This is a genomic window from Streptomyces sp. NPDC058051, from assembly GCF_042885475.1.
In the GTDB taxonomy this organism is placed as follows: Bacteria; Actinomycetota; Actinomycetes; order Streptomycetales; family Streptomycetaceae; genus Streptomyces.
This window is the reverse complement of the sequence record NZ_JBHVRW010000014.1, coordinates 135,000-150,141: the sequence shown is the minus strand read 5'-3', so window position 1 is coordinate 150,141 and position 15,142 is coordinate 135,000. Positions and strand designations below refer to the sequence as shown.

The window sequence follows — 15,142 nt, the reverse complement described above, 5'->3', positions numbered from 1 at the left end:
ATGACCGGCACCACAGAGAACCAGCAGGCCGCACGGCGTTCCGACGCCACCCGCGCCACGATCCTCGCCGCGGCCCGCGAGCGGTTCGCGGCGGACGGCTACGAGAAGGCGACCATCCGGGCCATCGCGCGCGACGCGAAGATCGACCCGTCGATGGTGATGCGCTACTACGGCAACAAGGCGGGCCTGTTCGCGGCGGCCGTCGCGATCGACCCCGGGTTGCCCGGCTTGTCCGTCGAACCGCGCGAGGAGATCGGCCGCACGCTGGTACGTCACTTCCTCACCCTGTGGGAGGAGAACGGGGAGCTCACCGCGCTGATGCGGGTCGGCGCCACCGACCCGGCCGCCGCCGAGCGCATGGGGAGCGTGCTGCGCGAGCAGTTGATCCCGCTGGCCCGCCGGGTGAGCCCCGATCCGGAGCAGGCGCCGGCGCGGGCGGCGCTGTGCGCCTCGGCCGTGCTGGGGCTCGCGCTGACGCGCTACGTGCTGCGGTTCCCGGCGAGCATGACGCTCAGCCGTGAGGAGATCGTGGACTGGCTCGGACCCACGATCCAGCGGTATCTCACTGCACCCAAGCCCTGAAGAACGCGTCGAGGCACCTGCCGCGACCTCGGTCACGGCGGGTGCCCTCAAAGGGAAAGCCGAAAGGATCAGCCCTGCTTCTCCGGCTTGCGGGACTTGTCGCCGAGCATCATGAGGCCAGCGGGCACACAGCCGGAGGTCCACACGGCGCAGCCGCAGATCGCTGGGCCCCGTACCCCAGACGGGCACCCGCCCCAAAAAACTGCGATGCACATTGATCACGACCCGATACGCGCCCCAACGCCGCGTCATTCGCCGGTGCCCTCGTCCACGTCGAGGTGGACGGTCGCCGGGTCACGCAGTGAGCACAGGCCCTCGCGTGGCGGGCGGGCGGCGAAGCTGTGGCGGCCCACGCAGTTGAGGTCGGCGCCCAGCGACGCCCCGCCCCTGACAGCCCCGCGGACCACGACAGGACCTGCACAGCAGGCGGGGCGCGAGGCAGGGCCGGTTCCTGGCCAGGTGTTCTGTCCGGAGTGTCCGTCCTGCTCCCGTGTGCACCGGCCAGTCACACACGTGTGTGGCCGATTTTGCACTCTCCGACACGTGGTTGATTGTGCAAAAGTTCACTCCGGCCGCATGCGACCGAACCAGTACCGAACCAGTAGCGACGATGTCTCCTCCCGGCGCCGTCACACACAGGAAGAGGTGGGTAGCATCTTCACCCCCAGGACGAAACTCCGTAGCTCAGCCGCCGCGACCATGGCCGCAGCTCTGATCGGCCTCGGCGCCGGGGCGGCGAACGCCGACGGGTGGCCTCCGTTGCAGGAGGGCGCATACCTCTACTCGGGCACCACCGGAACGGGAACGGTGACGAACGTCGACCTCGGCGACTTCGGCACGTGCCACACGCTGTCGCAGCCCGCCCGATCGATCCAGATCGCCACCGGCTCGGCCTCCGTGAAGCTGTACTCCGGCGCCAACTGCACGGGCACGTATCCCTGGCTCAGCGGCACGCTCACTCAGACCAACCTTCCCTCGGCGATGCTGAGCTACCAGGTCGTCAAGCCCTGACGGCACTTCGGGGTGACACCGCCCTGCCCTGGCCCGGCCGACACGATGATCGTCGGCCGGGCCAGGGCAGTTTCGGTCCCCGACCGGACGTTGGATCCGACCGCGTACTGAGCGGACGACTCGCTCCTGCAGACCGGCCCGCAGCTGATCAGCATGCACATCAGCCGCACACAGTGCCGATGTGGGACAGCCGAACGCGGCCGAGGGCCCGCCGGTCGCGGGACATGTGAGTCCAGTTCGAGGACCGAGCCCTGTTCACGCCGACGCGTGCGGCGGCTGCCGCCTACCGGACTCCCGCCTGCCGACGGGCGTCGTCGGGGTTCGCTCCCTCAATGGTCAGGCGCCGGTCGACATTCGTCGTGCCGAGGGCCTCCAGGACGAGGCAGACCGGCGGTCGAGATTTCGCCGTAGCGGGAGCCACAGGCGCTCTCGCCATCCACCACGAGGGTCTCGGACCCGGCCGGATCGGATCCGGGCAGGTCGGTCGGACCGCCGGGACAGGCGGCGTTCAGCACTCACGTGAATCACCGGGACTTTGAAACCGTCCTGGGGGACGCGTCACACCTTGTCCGCCTTCGCCTTATCGGAGCCGGTCGCGCTTCCCGCGCGCTCCTGCCCCAGCCACCGGGAGTGGTGGCGCTCTGCCCAGGACCGGCTGACGTATCCGGTACGCATGCCCAGTCTCGCCTCCTGATCCTGAAACGCCTTGCGCATGTGCCCGAGCACCACGAAGGTGATCGCCCAGGCCAGGATGTCGTGGACGAAGATCGCGCTGGTGCGGGAGATGAACGGCAGCAGCCCCATGAACCACATCAGCAGACCGGTGGCCATCATCACCAGGACGGCGCCGGCGATCCAGCCCGCGTAGAGCTTCTGGCCCGCGTTGAACTTGCCGGCGGGGCGTGCCTCGGGCGAGATCCGGCGCCTGCGGACGGCTCGCAGCCACTGCCGGTCGTACACCGCGAAGCGGTTCAGCCTGCGCAGGTCCGCGCGGAACTCGACGGACAGCAGTCCCAGCAGGAAGGGCAGCGGAAGCGAGATGCCCGACCACTCGTGGACGGTGACCATCAGGTGCCGCCGCCCGACGAGTTGGGCGAGCGGCCCGAGGTACAGACAGGCGGCGGAGACCATGCACATCAGCATCAGAGAGCCGGTGGCCCGGTGGATCATACGCTCGGCGGTGCTGAAGCGTCGGACCCGGTCCGAGGGGTCAGGCCGCTTCGCTGTGCCGGTCGGCGTCATCGAGCCATCCGTCGATGTCATAGCCGCGTTCCTCCCAGTAGCCGGGCACGACCTTGTCGGTGACCGATATGCCGGACAGCCACTTGGCGGACTTGTAGAAGTACATGGGGGCCGCGTAGAGGCGGACCGGTCCCCCGTGCTCGTGGGTGATGGGTCTGTCCTGCATCTTCAGCGCGACCAGCATGTCGGAACGGCGGGCCTGCTCCAGGGTGAGGTTCTCGCTGTAGGCGCCGTCGAAGCAGGTGAAGCGGACCGCCGCGCCCGGGGAACGCACGCCGGCGGCGTCGAGGATGTCCGCCAGCCTCACACCTTCGAAGGGGGTCTGGTCCACGCGCCATCCGTCCGTGCACAGCACGTCGTGGACGATCCGGGTCTGCGGCATCGCGCGCAGGTCGGCGAGCGTGAAGGTCCTCGGTTTCTCCACCAGTCCGCCGACCCGCAGCTCGTAGTTCGCCTCGTTCTTGTGCGGTACCGAGCTGACCACGCTGTAGTACCGGAAGCCGCCCGGATTGGGCAGCAGACCGGTCAGGCCCGTGACGTCGAACTGGGAGGCGGTGCCGAGAAACCCCTCCCAGCCGCGCTGAAGGTAGGGCGCGGTGGCGAGCCCGGCGGCGCCTGCGCCGAGCATGCCCAGCATCGCCCGCCGCCCCACCGGTGCGCCCTCGGCCCTTGGCTTCGGCTTTCCTGCCATGGTCAGTGTGCTCCTTCGAGGTGGCAACGAACCCGGCGCTCCGCGCCAGCAGGGGCGGCCCGATCGGGCGATCCCGCACGTATGAGCAGAGTCGAACTGCCGCACCATCGTCACCTGTTCAACCAGTGACGATGGTGTCACGACGTTCCTCGGGGTGTCAACAACACGACGAATGGAAGAGGGCGACATGTGCCCGCGCGGAATGTATCGATGCGCACAGGTATGAGCCTTGGGCGGCTGAACCGCCAGGACGGCCGGGGACCGGGCGGGGGAAGGACTGCTACCGGTCTCCGAGCGGTCCAGACCGTGTGCCGTCGCCCTCGGCGTCGCCGAACCGGTGGGTCGACATCGTCGACAGCACGCCTTCGCAGTCCTCGGGGTGGCCTTGCGATGTTCCGGGGCCGCCGGGGTGAGAACGTCCGGAGCGATGCGGTTCACCGTGACGCCATGAGCGCCACACCCGCGGGCGGCCGAGCGGGCGGCGCGCCGATAGCTCCCTTGGCCGACACGGCCGTGTTCTCGTATAGGGGGTATCGCCGAGGTGAGCCCAAAAGGGGCCACGGGATGATCTTGAAGACATGAGGGCCCGGCCCGTCACCCGTTCGGCTCAGTGTCGTTGGTGGTGATGTTGACTGTCGTCTGGGGCCTGGGGTGGGTTGTGACCTCGATCGAACGGACTGCGTATCCGCGGTTCAAGCGGCTGGTCACCGCGCACGAGCTGCATCTGTTCTTCTCGCCGACTCGCGATGAGCTGGACTGGGCCGCCGACCGTACGGACAGCGATGAGCATCTGCTGGCCCTGCTGCTGACGCTGAAGTCGTATCAGCGCATGGGGTGCTTCCCGAAGGTGGAGGACATCCCGGAAGCGGTGGCGGAGTTCGTGCGGCGGGCGGTGGAGCTGCCGGAGGGCACGCTGCCGGCCTCGGCCAGGCCGCCTGATGCCGGGCGGGCAGGATTAGGGGTTGGCCGACCAGGGCGGTGATGAGCTTGCGGGCTCTTGCCTTGGTCAGTCGCTTCGCGGCCGGCGCGCAACGTTGCCGGGGAGTGCGCGGCTCGATGTCGGTGCCCTTGACCGCCTTTACGAGCACGACCTCGGCGCCCTCTACCTGGCCTACGCCCCGGCCTACTTGGACGACAATGACGCCGCCCTGGCGCTGATCGCGAGCTTTTCCGGCATCAGCGTCGCCCGGATCAGGCACGGACTCACGTGCCGCCACTTCGCCACGACCGGCGACGAAAGCCGGATGGGTGTAGCTCTCGCTGCACCCGCGTCAGCTTGACGCTTCCTCCTGTCGCTGGTGATCGCGGGTGGTGGCGGGGATGGCGTTGTCGATGAGGACGGCGGCGACGGCGGCGGCGGTGGGGAAGGCGTCGGCGTTGAGGACCCGGGTGCGGGCCGCGGCGCCGTCGATGAGCAGCGCGAGCTGTTCGCCGAGCTGGTCGGGATCGGTGGCGCCGGCTTCGCGGGCGGTGTCGGCGAGCCGTGCGGCGACAGCCTTCTTGTAGTCGCGTGCGTACTGGGATGCGGGGTGCTGGGGGTCGTGGAGTTCGACGGTGGCGGCGATGTAGGGGCACAGGGGGGTGGTGGGGGGGATGTCGAAGGCGGCGAGGAGCCGTTCGCGGGGCGTGAGGTCGGTGCGGTCGAACACGTCGGACAGAACGGACGGGTCGAACCGGCGCAGGTACTCGGCGACGAGTTCGTCCTTGCCGGTGAAGTGCTGGTAGGCCGTGCGCTTGGACACCTCGGCCGTCGCGCAGAGCTGGTCCATGCCGGTGCGGTTGATGCCCTGCTCGCGGAACAGTTGCTGGGACGCGATGAGGATGCGCTCGCGGGCGCCCCGGCCGCGGCGGCGGCCCGTGGGGCCTTTTTCCAACTCTGTCATGGCTCCAGGGTACCCCAGCTGGGTAACGACCGGTGTACATAGTTTGCGTTCGGGTCGCCCGCCCCGTACGTTAAATAAACAGGACGGTGTACTTAACATCGTCGCCCCAGGTGCACACGGAACCACCGACTCAAGGGAACGACCATGGGAAAGCTTGAAGGCAAGGTCGCGGTCATCACCGGCGGCACCACCGGCATGGCGCTGGCCGGCGCGAAGCTGTTCGTCGAGGAGGGAGCGCACGTCTTCATCACCGGCCGCCGCCAGGAGGCCCTGGACGAGGCCGTGAAGGAGATCGGCCGCAACGTCACCGGCGTGCAGGGCGACGCCGCCGACCTGGGCGACCTGGACCGCCTTTACGACACCGTCAGGCGGGAGAAGGGAAGCCTCGACGTGCTGTGGGCCAGCGCCGGCGGCGGCGAGCCCGCCCCGCTCGGCGAGATCACCGAGACCCAGTTCGACACCTGGTTCGGGCTCAACGCCCGCGGCACCCTGTTCACCGTCCAAAAGGCCCTCCCGCTCCTCAACGACGGCGGCTCCATCCTCATGACCGGCTCCAACGCCTCCCTCGGCGGCTTCCCAGGCTGGAGCGTCTACGCCGGCAGCAAGGCCGTCCAGCAGGCCTGGGCCCGCGTCTGGCTCAACGAGCTCAAGGATCGCCGCATCCGTGTCAACGTCCTGACCCCTGGTCAGGTGGCCACGCCGATGATGGAGGAAGTGATGGACGCGGACACGAAGGCGCAGTTCGAGGCCCTCATCCCCCGCGGCACGATGGGCCGCCCCGACGAGATCGCCACCGCAGCCCTCTTCCTCGCCTCCGACGACTCCAGCTACGTCAACGGCATGGAACTCGTCGCCGACGGCGGCACCACCGCCCTCTGAACCGGACAACACGCAACCAGGGAAGGGCATCTCATGAGCAGCATCAGCATCATCGGCACCGGGAACATGGCCCGCACCATCGGCGCGCGGGCGGTGGCGGGCGGCAACACCGTCGAGGTCATGGGCCGCGACGGGTCCAAGGCCGCCGGCCTGGCCAAGGCTCTCGGCGGCGGTGCCACGGCGGGACAATGGGGCACCGCCCCGGCCGGGGACATCGTCATCGTGGCCCTGCTGTACGACGGCGTCGTGCCGGCCATCGCCCACTACGGAGACGCCCTCGCGGGCAAGGTCATTATCGACATCAGCAATCCCTTCAACTCCACGTTCGACGGGCTGGCCCACCGCGAGGAGACCTCTATCGCGCAGGAGGTCGCCAAGGTCGCCCCGGCGAGCGCCAGTGTGGTGAAGGGGTTCAACACCGTCTTCCGCCAGGTCCTGGAGAAGGGCCGGCCCGACGTCTTCATCGCCGGCGACAGCACGCGGGCCAAGGCAGACGTGGAGACGTTCGTCGAGACCCTCGGGCTGCGCCCGCTGGACGTCGGAGGCCTGAAAATGGCGCACTGGCTGGAGGGAGCGGGCGTGGTCACGGTCGGCCTCGCCAACCACGGGGTGGGGAACTTGGACTTCGCCCTCAGCATCACCGAACTTCCCGCCTGAGTTGACGGGTTGCCGGATCACCGAAAGGACTCGCCACGTGAGACCGTGGCGAGGTCTGCTCTGCCGGCGACCCCACTCATGATCGTTCACGCCAGTCCGAGGCGTCTTATCAGGCGGTAAAAGCGGCGCCGTCCAGGCAGCCGGGCGGGGGCGACGCCTCCACCCGGCGAAGTGACGGATGGCCCGGCACTCCGCCCTCTCACAAGCGGTCGTTTGTGAGAGGGCGGAGTGCCGGGCCATGCGCACGCCGTTGTCCGGCCCGCACGCCATGGCCCGACCCACCGTCTCTTCAGCCCAGGTCGGACATGTCGAGCACGAAGCGATAGCGGACGTCGTTTCGCCGGAGGCGGTCGAGTGCCGTGTCCACCTGTGACGACGGGAGCACTTCGATGTCGGCGGCGATGCTGTTGTCAGCGCAGAATTGGAGCATCTCGGCTGTCGCCAGGCGGCCTCCGCTGCCCGCGGAACTGAGCTTCTTGCGGCCGATGAGCAGGTCCGTGGCCTCGACGGTGACGGGGCCCAAGTACCCGAGGAGGCTGAGGGTGCCGTCCATCGCCACCAGCTTCAGATACGGGGCGAGGTCGTGAGGGGCGGAGATGGTGTCGATGACGACGTCGAAGGTGTCGCGTGCCGTGGCCATCTGCTGGGTGTCGGTGGAGGCGATGAGGTCGTGAGCGCCGAGCTTGCGGGCGTCGTCGCGCTTGTCCTGGGTGCGGCTGATGACGGTCGTGGTGGCGCCGAGTGCCACGGCCATCTTGACTGCGAGGTGGCCCAGGCCACCGAGGCCGGCCACGGCGACGCGACTGCCGGGGCCCACGCCGAGGGAGCGCAGGGGTTCCCAGACGGTGACGCCGGCGCACATCAGCGGGGCGGCTGCGGCCGGGTCGAGGCCGGAGGGGAGCGGGTAGGCGAAGGCGTCGCGCACGACGTACTCGCGGGAGTAGCCGCCCAGGGTGGTCGACCCGTCCTGCCGGTCGGTGCCGCCGTAGGTCAGAGTCGGGAAGGCGTGGCAGAAATTCTCCTGTCCGGCTTCGCACATGGCGCACACGCCGCAGGAGTCGACGATGTTGCCCACCGCGACGCGGTCGCCGACCGAGAAGGTGGTCACCTCGGGGCCGATCCCGGCCACCACGCCGGTGAATTCGTGACCGGGCACCAGGGGCGCTTTCGTGTGCTGGTCGTAGGCGCGCAGGGCGTGCAGGTCGGTGTGGCACACGCCGCAGTAGTCGACCTGCACCGCGATGTCATCCGGGCGCAGGTCACGGCGCTCCAGCGACGCGCGCCGCAGCGCCGTCGGGCCGGCCGCCTGCCATCCGGTGGTCGTTCGCATACGGGACTCCTTAAACAGACTGTTCTGTCTGTTGCAGCGTAAGCGCGACCGTGCCCCAAGGCAAACCAACTGTTCTGTTTGGTAGAGTGCGGGTATGCCGGAACAGCCCCAGACCTCGCGAGGCGCCGCGACCTACCAGCGCATCCTGGACGCCGCCACCGAAGAGTTCGCCCAGCACGGCATTGCCGGGGCGCGCATCGAACGCATCGTGACGGCAGCGCGCACCAACAAGGCACAGCTCTACGCCTACTTTGGCGACAAGGAGCGACTCTTCGACGCGATCTTCCTCAGCTCGCTGGAGCGCATCACCAACGTCGTGCCCATCGACGCGGACGATCTCGCGGAGTGGGCCGTTCGTCTCTACGACGAATACCTGCGCCGCCCCGACCTCATCCGGCTGGCGACCTGGACACGACTGGAGCGTCGGCCTGCCGGGCACCTCGTCGAGACCCACCAGCACTACGACGACCGCAAGCTCACGGCCATCGCCGAGGCCCAGGCCGCCGGGCGGGTCCGCGCAGGTGACCCGTTCGACATCATGGCCATGGTCATCGCCATGTCCATGGCCTGGTCACCGGTCAGCAACGTATATGCGGCCAGCAGCCAAGAACCCGATGACGTACATGACCAGCGCCGCGCCCTGCTCCGCGACTGCGTCCAAAGCGCCACCGCGGCCGGCAAAGGCGACGCATCCCCCTCATGACTGCCACCAACACCCCTGGTGACGCTCACGCACGCTGCCTGGGCTCCGGCCAGGACCGGAGCCCAGGTCTCACGCCGGAACTGCGGCTGCCTCCCCCTGCGGGGCGCGCGGGCCGGGTACCGTCGCCCGGATGGACAGGTCCAGGTCGAGGCGGCTGTTCATATCCAGCTCGAATCTGCCGTAGGGATTCACATGGGTCCAGAACAGCGGGGAGAGCGCCCGGCGGTCCGCGTCGGTGAGTTTGTCCGCCCACTTCGGATCGGCCAGGACCTCCTGCATCAGCAGAGTGCTGACGTGCACCAACGCTGACTGGAGCAGGTGTAGCGCGAGCATGCTGACCTCCTGGGATTCCTTGTCCGCACCGGCCAGGTCACCGTCCTTGCCGTAGAAGAGGTCCTTGTTCGCGGAGTTCCGGTTCTCCACCACCTGCAACCCCTCGTGAATCTCCTGGCGCATCCCAACGTCGGCGAGGTAGTCGCAGATGAACGAAGTACGTACCGCCCGGCCCAACTCCTTGATCGCCCGGTACGTCGGGTGCTTGGGCCCTCCCCTGGTGAAGCGCCGCAGGACCTGCTCGGCCTCGGCGGTGCCCAGGCGCAGGGCGGTGGTGTACTTCACGATCTGGTCGTACTGCTGGGCGATCAGGTCCCAGTCGATCGTCTTGGTGGAGAGCACCGGGCTCAGGTTCGGCCAGTTGTCGTCCCCGCCCCACCTGGACGGAAAGCACAGAACCACACCCCAGCCCCATCACGTTCTGCTACATGACGGGTGGCGGCAGCTATACGAGAACACGGCCGACACGTAGGTCGCGTACCCGAACATTGAGCAGCTCCGACGTCGAGCGTCGACTGGTTCTGACTCGCGGTGCCGCGAGTTCCTCTGAGCCCTGCGGGGGGGGGACGTCAGACTCTGGAACCTTCGTCGCGGACCGCACCGCGGTCCTCCGGTCTGCGCGGTCGACGGCGCACCTCTCTGACCGATCGAGGGACCTGGACTCTCCCCGAAGCAGGCACGAGCCGTTGAGAAGTGGCGCGGACCAGCGCGGGCTCTGTGGTCAGCCGGTCGCGCTGTGCCGGCGTGCCCGGTAGGCGGCGGCCTTGATCCGGTTGCCGCAGGTCCGCATGGCACACCACTCCCGCCGGTGACCGCGTGAGCGGTCGAGGTAGACCTGGGTGCACTCCGGGCGGGCGCACTCGCGCAGCAGCGCCCCTTCGTCACCGCCGATGATCTCCACGGTCTCGCGGGCGAGGGCGGCGAGCCCCTGTGCGACGGAGCCGGTACGGGTCGTGCCGTCGGGGACGAGCCGGAGTGTCACGGGAAGGCCCGAAGCGTGCAGATTGACCTCAGTGACCGCCTCGGAGGGCAGTGGCCGGCCGTCGATGCGGGCGGCGACCAGGGCGTGGATCGACTCACGCAGATCCACCGCGAGGGCGAGGTCGGACGCGCGGGCGCCGGGCGCCAGGTCGAGCATTCCGGATTCCACGAACCAGTCGTCGAGCAGCGCGGGGGTGGCGAGCTTCTCCGTTGGCGTGGCGTTGCGTCGTGTGCGCAGCGTGCCGACGAAATCGAGGGGAAGGGATCCGCAGGGAAAGGCATGCATCACGTAACCATACTGACCAGTGACTGGCGGATGCGCAATAGCCTCACACGATCAGCTTCCGGTATGCGTCTCCCCACGCGGTCCGCCAGGAGCCCGGCCCCGAGTTCCGTCGGCGAAGCTCCCGATCCGGTGACCGGTGCAGCCGCCGCACGACGACGGATGCTCGTGGAACTACCACTCGTGCCTCGCTCTGGACCTGGGCCTGCAGCCTCCGGACGGCCGAGGCTGCGAGGAGGCGGCAACCGCCCTCAAGATCCTGGAGGGCCTGGAGGCCGGCCGGCGATCCGTCCGACGAGGACACCTTCATCGGTCCGCCGGTCCGCGCCGAACAGGGGAGACGCGTGCGTTCCCGCTGTTCGGCCGGGCATCGAGGAAGGCGCACGCCCGGTCACCGGCCACCCCGAGCCGTCGACGGGACCGGAACAGGAGAACTACGCCAAGCCGGCCTTGTCCGTCGACATCAACGTAGACGTCGACAACAGCATGCGGATCGCGCGGGGAGAGGTCTTCGGTCCCGTCCTGGCGGTGATCCCCTTCGAGGACGGGCTTCCGGAGGTCGTGGTGTGGTCAGCTGCCGTGGCGGACGGCGCTGATCGCGGCGTCGAGGAGGGTCTCGATCGGGGTGTCGTCGTCCGCGACCGCCCACGCGTTGGCAGCCGCGTCGAGGCAGGCAAGGGCCGAAGCGACCAGTGCGCTGGCGCGTACATCCTCGATCCCGGCGGTGGATCCCAGGCGCTTCGCGATGTCCGGGACGAGGAATTCCTGCCACTGAAGCTGCTTCTCGAGGTGCCGTGCCCTGAGGGACGGGGTCTCCAGAAGCATGCGCGTGGTCCTGCGCAGGACCTGCCGGGAGTCGCTGAAGCCCATCAACAGGGCACCGAACGCCGCACGGAGCGCGTCCCAGGAAGCCTCCGCCGGGGGCCTGTCCTCAAGAGCGGCCTGCACATGCCGTCCGGCTTCCGTCAGATACCCGACGACGACGTCCTCTTTCGTCTCGAAGTACCGGAAGAAACTGCGCGGCGAGATGCCCGCCGCCGCGGAGATCTGATCGGTGGTCACCTCGGCGAAGCCCCGCTCCAGGAAAAGGGGCAGAGCCGCGTCGCTGATCAGCTTCTGCACAGCCAGCCGCTTCTGCCCCCGCAGGACAGACAGCTTCCCCTCACCCTCTCGCATGAACACAGGCTACCTTGTTGAAATTGGCAGAGACTGTCAATCATGGCATAGTCTGGCAGAGCGTCGCGGGTGTCATGGCGCCCGATCGGGAGGATCGAACATGTCCAAGGTCGTCGTTGTCACCGGCGGAAGCGACGGCATCGGCGCAGCCGCCGCCCGACGGCTGGCCCGGGACGGGCACACCACGGTGATCGTCGGCCGCTCGCCGGACAAGACGCGGGCGATCGCCGGAGAACTGGGCAGCGATCACTTCGTCGCCGATTTCACGAGGTTCGAGGATGTGCGCAAGCTGGCCGCGGAACTCGACGCGCGGTACCCACGGATCGACGTACTGGTGAACAACGCCGGAGGGGTGTTCGGCGACCGGAACAGAACGGTCGACGGCTTCGAGAAGACCCTTCAGGTCAACCATCTCGCGCCCTTCCTGCTGACCAACCTGCTCTTGGACAAACTCCTGGCCAGCGGCGCTTCGGTGGTGCAGACATCCAGTTCCGGGGCGCGACTCTTCGGCCACATCGACGTCGACGACCTGAACAATGACAACAAGTACACACCGCACAAGGCGTACGGGGACACGAAGCTCGCCAACATCCTCTTCACCAAGGAGTTGCACGTCCGCTTCCACGGGCAGGGCCTGTCGGCGGTGGCCTTCCACCCCGGAGGATCCGTCGCCACGGGTTTCGCCACCGATACCACCAGCTTCATGAGATTCGTCTACGGCAACCCGGTGGTACGGCCTTTCTTGCTGAGCGCCGAGTACGGCGCCCGGCCGTTGGTGTGGCTGGCGGAGGGCACACCGTCCGTCGACTGGATCCCCGGTGCCTACTACGAGAAGAAGAAGCTCGCCCGGAGGAACAACCCACAGGTGGTCGACGCCGGCCTCGCTCGACGGCTGTGGGACCGCAGCACCGAGATGGTCGGACTGGGAGCGTCATGAAGCGGGGTCCGAAGGAAGAGCCGGCCGCGGTCCCCTCGGGTACTGCGGCAGCCCGGCGGGCCTGCGCGAGAAGGCCAGCCGGGCTGGAGGAGGGGCGCGGGGTCCTGCTGGCAGCGGAAATATGTATGTCGCCGGGGCGACGCGCCGCGTGGACCGCCGCACAAGCCGGGCCTTCGCCGACACCTGCCGCCGGGCAGGCGTGAACCAGAGCAGCACCCGAAGCCGCACAGCACCGGCACTCTCTCCGGTGGCAGCATCACACTGCCCACCGACGCATCCGACCTCGTGAACCCTGACGGACCGCACCGGAAGCACCGTCCCGGAACACCCGGAAGCCGGAATGCGCGTTGATGTCGCGGCAGCAGGTCACCGCAAACGTGCCGTCGGCCGGTTCCGGCCGGTCCCGCGCCTCCCAGCCGTAGTCCTCGACCAGCAGCGTGCGGCCGCCGATCCGGATCGCGGCGACGGCGGTGTCCTCTCAGCCCGCCTCCCGTTCGCCGGCGAGCGTCCGCATGTCATGCCGTGTGACGCCATGGATTTCGGCCTCGTCGCCAAGCAGCAGGCGCAGTGCGTCGCCCGGTTCGACGTCATGGATCAAGGTGGCGCAATACGCCGTGTCCTCCATCAGCGCCGGCGTCCAGTCGTTCCAGGACTCCGGTTGACGCGCTTGCCGTTGCGCCAGAAGGGCGTGCCGTCGCGGCGCAGTTCCACACCTTCGGACGTGACGACCAGGGCATCGGCCGGACCGGCGATCTCCTTCGCCACGAGACCGTCACCGGTGCGCACCCGCAGCATGCCGTCGTCGTCCAGCGCGAGGTAGCCACGCTCGTCGCCCCCGATGTACTCGTCCCACAGCCAGGTACCGTCAGCGGCGAACTGCACCAGTCGGCGGTCGTCGCGGTGCGCGAACACCGTGACGCCGTCGGGGGCTGTCAGGGACTGCCGCTGCAGCACCTGCCCACGCAGCAAGGTGTCGCCGCGAGCCGTGTTCATGCCCGGCCGGGTGCAGCCGGCATGGCGGTCGACGACCCATGAGGTCCCGTCGAGCACCATCGTGCCGTCGTCGTGGACCACGAGCCGGGTCGCGCCGGTGGTGCCGGCCCGCCACAACGGGGCACCGTACATAGTCCGCACCGTCAGGTCACCGTCGGTGAGGTCGGCCCAGCCGTTTCCGGCCCACCACGTGTCTGTTGCCCACACCGCCCGCTGCTCGAAGTTGCAGTACAGCACCAGGTTGCCGTCCTCCTGGTGCACGAGGGTGTGCGAGCCGTTCGGCGACGTCAGCGACTGGTTCCGGAGTCGGCAGCCGGCCGGGAGTTCGGGACCGCCGTAGGCGTACACGGCGGACGGCGGAACATCCGCCGGGGCACCCTTGCCGATGTCCCGCCACAGCAGCGCGCCCGCGGCATCCGCCAGGACCAGTCGCCAGCTCGCGCCCCGGGCCTCCGGGACCTTACGCCATGTCAGCTCGGCGCCGTCCTGCTCGAACCACCGAGCCAGCCAGACGGACAGTGTGTGGCTGGAGCTGCCGCCCGACATCTCCTCGGTGACCTGCAACGATCCATCCCGGTTACGGGTCACTGTCCGCTTGTGGCGGCCCTGCCGCACGAGATGGGCGATGTCCGTGATCGCCGCCGCCGGAGCCGAGCCGAGCAACGCCTTCACCTCGACGGCGCCGGTGCGGGAGTTGACCAGTCGTACTCCGGCACCGCTGAGCAACTCCAGGTCGCCGTCGTCGCTGATCACCGCTGTCAGTGCATCCGAGTGCCGCACGTCGGAGGCCCACAGCGGCTGGTTGGCCTCGTCCTCGACCTGAAGCGCACCGTCATGGCCGAGCAGCAGCGTGCCGCTCACTCCGGCCCGCCAGCGGGGCTCACCCGAGGCGGTGTCGGTCAAGGTGGCGGTGCCGCTGTCGTCGTAACGCAGCACGTGCCGGCCGTCGCGCGAGGTGAGGAGGTTGTCGCCGAGCCGGGTGAACTGCCTCATCTCATGCATGCCGGGACCTCGGAAACTCACCGGACGCAGGCATGGCAACGGTTACGCATCCGCGCTCACCGCCATCACGCCGAACCGGTGGTCGGGAGCCGCCTGGACTGTGTCGGAAACCACTCCCTCCCGTCCCCGCCGCTCCCCCGTCCGACAAAGTCACCGCACCCATCGCAGCTGCCTCCCGACCTTCGATACGAAACACATGTGCACGATCATCGCTGTTACTCGCCCGGCATGGGGGACACCTGGCGAAATCCCACCGGAACCACGTCGGACGGTCGTCCGGACAGGCCGACAGCTGCCCGGATGACCTTTTCCCGTCATCAAGACGTCGGTAGGTGCACAGGTGCAGATGCGCCGTCCGCGCCGTGCCCAGCACGCTGGGCCAGATCGGCGCATGTCGGCGCCGGACCGGACGACGGGCTTCTCACCGACAGGTCATCAGGCAGCGCGAAGCCTTTGACA

General features: G+C 68.6%; 18 protein-coding genes and 1 pseudogene. 9 read left to right on the top strand and 10 right to left on the bottom strand.

Going from position 1 to position 15,142, the window contains the following annotated elements:
* On the top strand, positions 1–582 hold the full coding sequence (locus tag ACFVUT_RS22755) for a TetR family transcriptional regulator (protein WP_389653761.1): 582 nt from the start codon (positions 1–3) through the stop codon (positions 580–582).
* A gap of 248 nt (positions 583–830) precedes the next feature.
* Here ACFVUT_RS22755 and ACFVUT_RS22750 read toward each other — a convergent pair whose 3' ends face one another.
* Positions 831–989 (bottom strand): hypothetical protein, encoded by a 159-nt coding sequence (locus tag ACFVUT_RS22750; RefSeq protein WP_389653759.1) that lies wholly within the window; start codon positions 987–989, stop codon positions 831–833.
* 238 nt (positions 990–1,227) lie between these two features.
* On the opposite strand from ACFVUT_RS22750, the gene ACFVUT_RS22745 reads away from it, so the two are divergent.
* Complete coding sequence (locus ACFVUT_RS22745; RefSeq protein WP_389653757.1) at positions 1,228–1,593, top strand: hypothetical protein; 366 nt, start codon at positions 1,228–1,230, stop codon at positions 1,591–1,593.
* A gap of 558 nt (positions 1,594–2,151) precedes the next feature.
* Here the strand turns inward: ACFVUT_RS22745 and ACFVUT_RS22740 are convergent.
* On the bottom strand, positions 2,152–2,856 hold the full coding sequence (locus ACFVUT_RS22740) for a cytochrome b/b6 domain-containing protein (RefSeq protein ID WP_389653755.1): 705 nt from the start codon (positions 2,854–2,856) through the stop codon (positions 2,152–2,154).
* Positions 2,804–3,526 (bottom strand): molybdopterin-dependent oxidoreductase, encoded by a 723-nt coding sequence (locus ACFVUT_RS22735; protein ID WP_389653753.1) that lies wholly within the window; start codon positions 3,524–3,526, stop codon positions 2,804–2,806. The genes ACFVUT_RS22740 and ACFVUT_RS22735 overlap by 53 nt, the downstream gene beginning before the upstream one ends.
* Before the next feature lie 610 nt (positions 3,527–4,136).
* On the opposite strand from ACFVUT_RS22735, the gene ACFVUT_RS22730 reads away from it, so the two are divergent.
* Positions 4,137–4,508, top strand: coding sequence for a DUF4158 domain-containing protein (locus ACFVUT_RS22730; RefSeq protein WP_389671030.1), 372 nt, complete (start codon positions 4,137–4,139; stop codon positions 4,506–4,508).
* On the top strand, positions 4,489–4,806 hold the full coding sequence (locus tag ACFVUT_RS22725) for a hypothetical protein (protein ID WP_389653747.1): 318 nt from the start codon (positions 4,489–4,491) through the stop codon (positions 4,804–4,806). Before ACFVUT_RS22730 ends, ACFVUT_RS22725 begins: the two co-directional genes overlap by 20 nt.
* Here ACFVUT_RS22725 and ACFVUT_RS22720 read toward each other — a convergent pair.
* A complete protein-coding gene (locus tag ACFVUT_RS22720) occupies positions 4,798–5,409 on the bottom strand; it encodes a TetR/AcrR family transcriptional regulator (RefSeq protein WP_389653745.1) in 612 nt (203 codons plus the stop codon). The two genes, ACFVUT_RS22725 and ACFVUT_RS22720, sit on opposite strands and share 9 nt — an antisense overlap.
* A gap of 144 nt (positions 5,410–5,553) precedes the next feature.
* Here ACFVUT_RS22720 and ACFVUT_RS22715 point away from each other — a divergent pair, with 144 nt between their 5' ends.
* Both ACFVUT_RS22715 and ACFVUT_RS22710 read left to right on the top strand, forming a co-directional pair.
* Positions 5,554–6,288 (top strand): SDR family NAD(P)-dependent oxidoreductase, encoded by a 735-nt coding sequence (locus ACFVUT_RS22715; RefSeq protein ID WP_389653742.1) that lies wholly within the window; start codon positions 5,554–5,556, stop codon positions 6,286–6,288.
* Positions 6,289–6,321: 33 nt separating this feature from the next.
* A complete protein-coding gene (locus ACFVUT_RS22710) occupies positions 6,322–6,945 on the top strand; it encodes an NADPH-dependent F420 reductase (protein ID WP_389653739.1) in 624 nt (207 codons plus the stop codon).
* Positions 6,946–7,234: 289 nt separating this feature from the next.
* Here the strand turns inward: ACFVUT_RS22710 and ACFVUT_RS22705 are convergent, their stop codons facing one another.
* A complete protein-coding gene (locus tag ACFVUT_RS22705) occupies positions 7,235–8,275 on the bottom strand; it encodes an NAD(P)-dependent alcohol dehydrogenase (RefSeq protein ID WP_389653736.1) in 1,041 nt (346 codons plus the stop codon).
* Positions 8,276–8,369: 94 nt separating this feature from the next.
* Between ACFVUT_RS22705 and ACFVUT_RS22700 the strand changes: the two genes are divergently transcribed.
* The gene (locus tag ACFVUT_RS22700; RefSeq protein ID WP_389653734.1) at positions 8,370–8,978 is read left to right on the top strand and encodes a TetR family transcriptional regulator; all 609 of its coding nucleotides are present in this window, start codon (positions 8,370–8,372) and stop codon (positions 8,976–8,978) included.
* Positions 8,979–9,047: 69 nt separating this feature from the next.
* Here the strand turns inward: ACFVUT_RS22700 and ACFVUT_RS22695 are convergent, their stop codons facing one another.
* Together ACFVUT_RS22695 and ACFVUT_RS22690 are read right to left on the bottom strand one after the other, a co-directional pair.
* On the bottom strand, positions 9,048–9,713 hold the full coding sequence (locus tag ACFVUT_RS22695) for a Tn3 family transposase (protein ID WP_389653731.1): 666 nt from the start codon (positions 9,711–9,713) through the stop codon (positions 9,048–9,050).
* Positions 9,714–10,032: 319 nt separating this feature from the next.
* Entirely contained in the window at positions 10,033–10,578 is a 546-nt protein-coding gene (locus ACFVUT_RS22690) for a CGNR zinc finger domain-containing protein (RefSeq protein ID WP_389653728.1), read from the bottom strand.
* Between ACFVUT_RS22690 and ACFVUT_RS22685 the strand changes: the two are divergent.
* Positions 10,573–11,109 (top strand): annotated as a pseudogene (locus tag ACFVUT_RS22685) (aldehyde dehydrogenase family protein); the annotation flags it as partial. The gene ACFVUT_RS22690 and the pseudogene ACFVUT_RS22685 overlap by 6 nt on opposite strands.
* 36 nt (positions 11,110–11,145) lie before the next feature.
* On the opposite strand, the gene ACFVUT_RS22680 reads toward ACFVUT_RS22685, so the two are convergent.
* Positions 11,146–11,751 (bottom strand): TetR family transcriptional regulator, encoded by a 606-nt coding sequence (locus ACFVUT_RS22680; protein ID WP_389653726.1) that lies wholly within the window; start codon positions 11,749–11,751, stop codon positions 11,146–11,148.
* 100 nt (positions 11,752–11,851) lie between these two features.
* Between ACFVUT_RS22680 and ACFVUT_RS22675 the strand changes: the two genes are divergently transcribed.
* The gene (locus tag ACFVUT_RS22675) at positions 11,852–12,688 is read left to right on the top strand and encodes an SDR family NAD(P)-dependent oxidoreductase (RefSeq protein ID WP_389653722.1); all 837 of its coding nucleotides are present in this window, start codon (positions 11,852–11,854) and stop codon (positions 12,686–12,688) included.
* A gap of 478 nt (positions 12,689–13,166) precedes the next feature.
* Here the strand turns inward: ACFVUT_RS22675 and ACFVUT_RS22670 are convergent, their stop codons facing one another.
* Both ACFVUT_RS22670 and ACFVUT_RS22665 read right to left on the bottom strand, forming a co-directional pair.
* Positions 13,167–13,313, bottom strand: coding sequence for a hypothetical protein (locus tag ACFVUT_RS22670; RefSeq protein ID WP_389653719.1), 147 nt, complete (start codon positions 13,311–13,313; stop codon positions 13,167–13,169).
* On the bottom strand, positions 13,313–14,683 hold the full coding sequence (locus ACFVUT_RS22665; protein ID WP_389653716.1) for a Curculin domain-containing protein (mannose-binding) lectin: 1,371 nt from the start codon (positions 14,681–14,683) through the stop codon (positions 13,313–13,315). The genes ACFVUT_RS22670 and ACFVUT_RS22665 overlap by 1 nt, the downstream gene beginning before the upstream one ends.
* Positions 14,684–15,142: the final 459 nt, after the last annotated feature.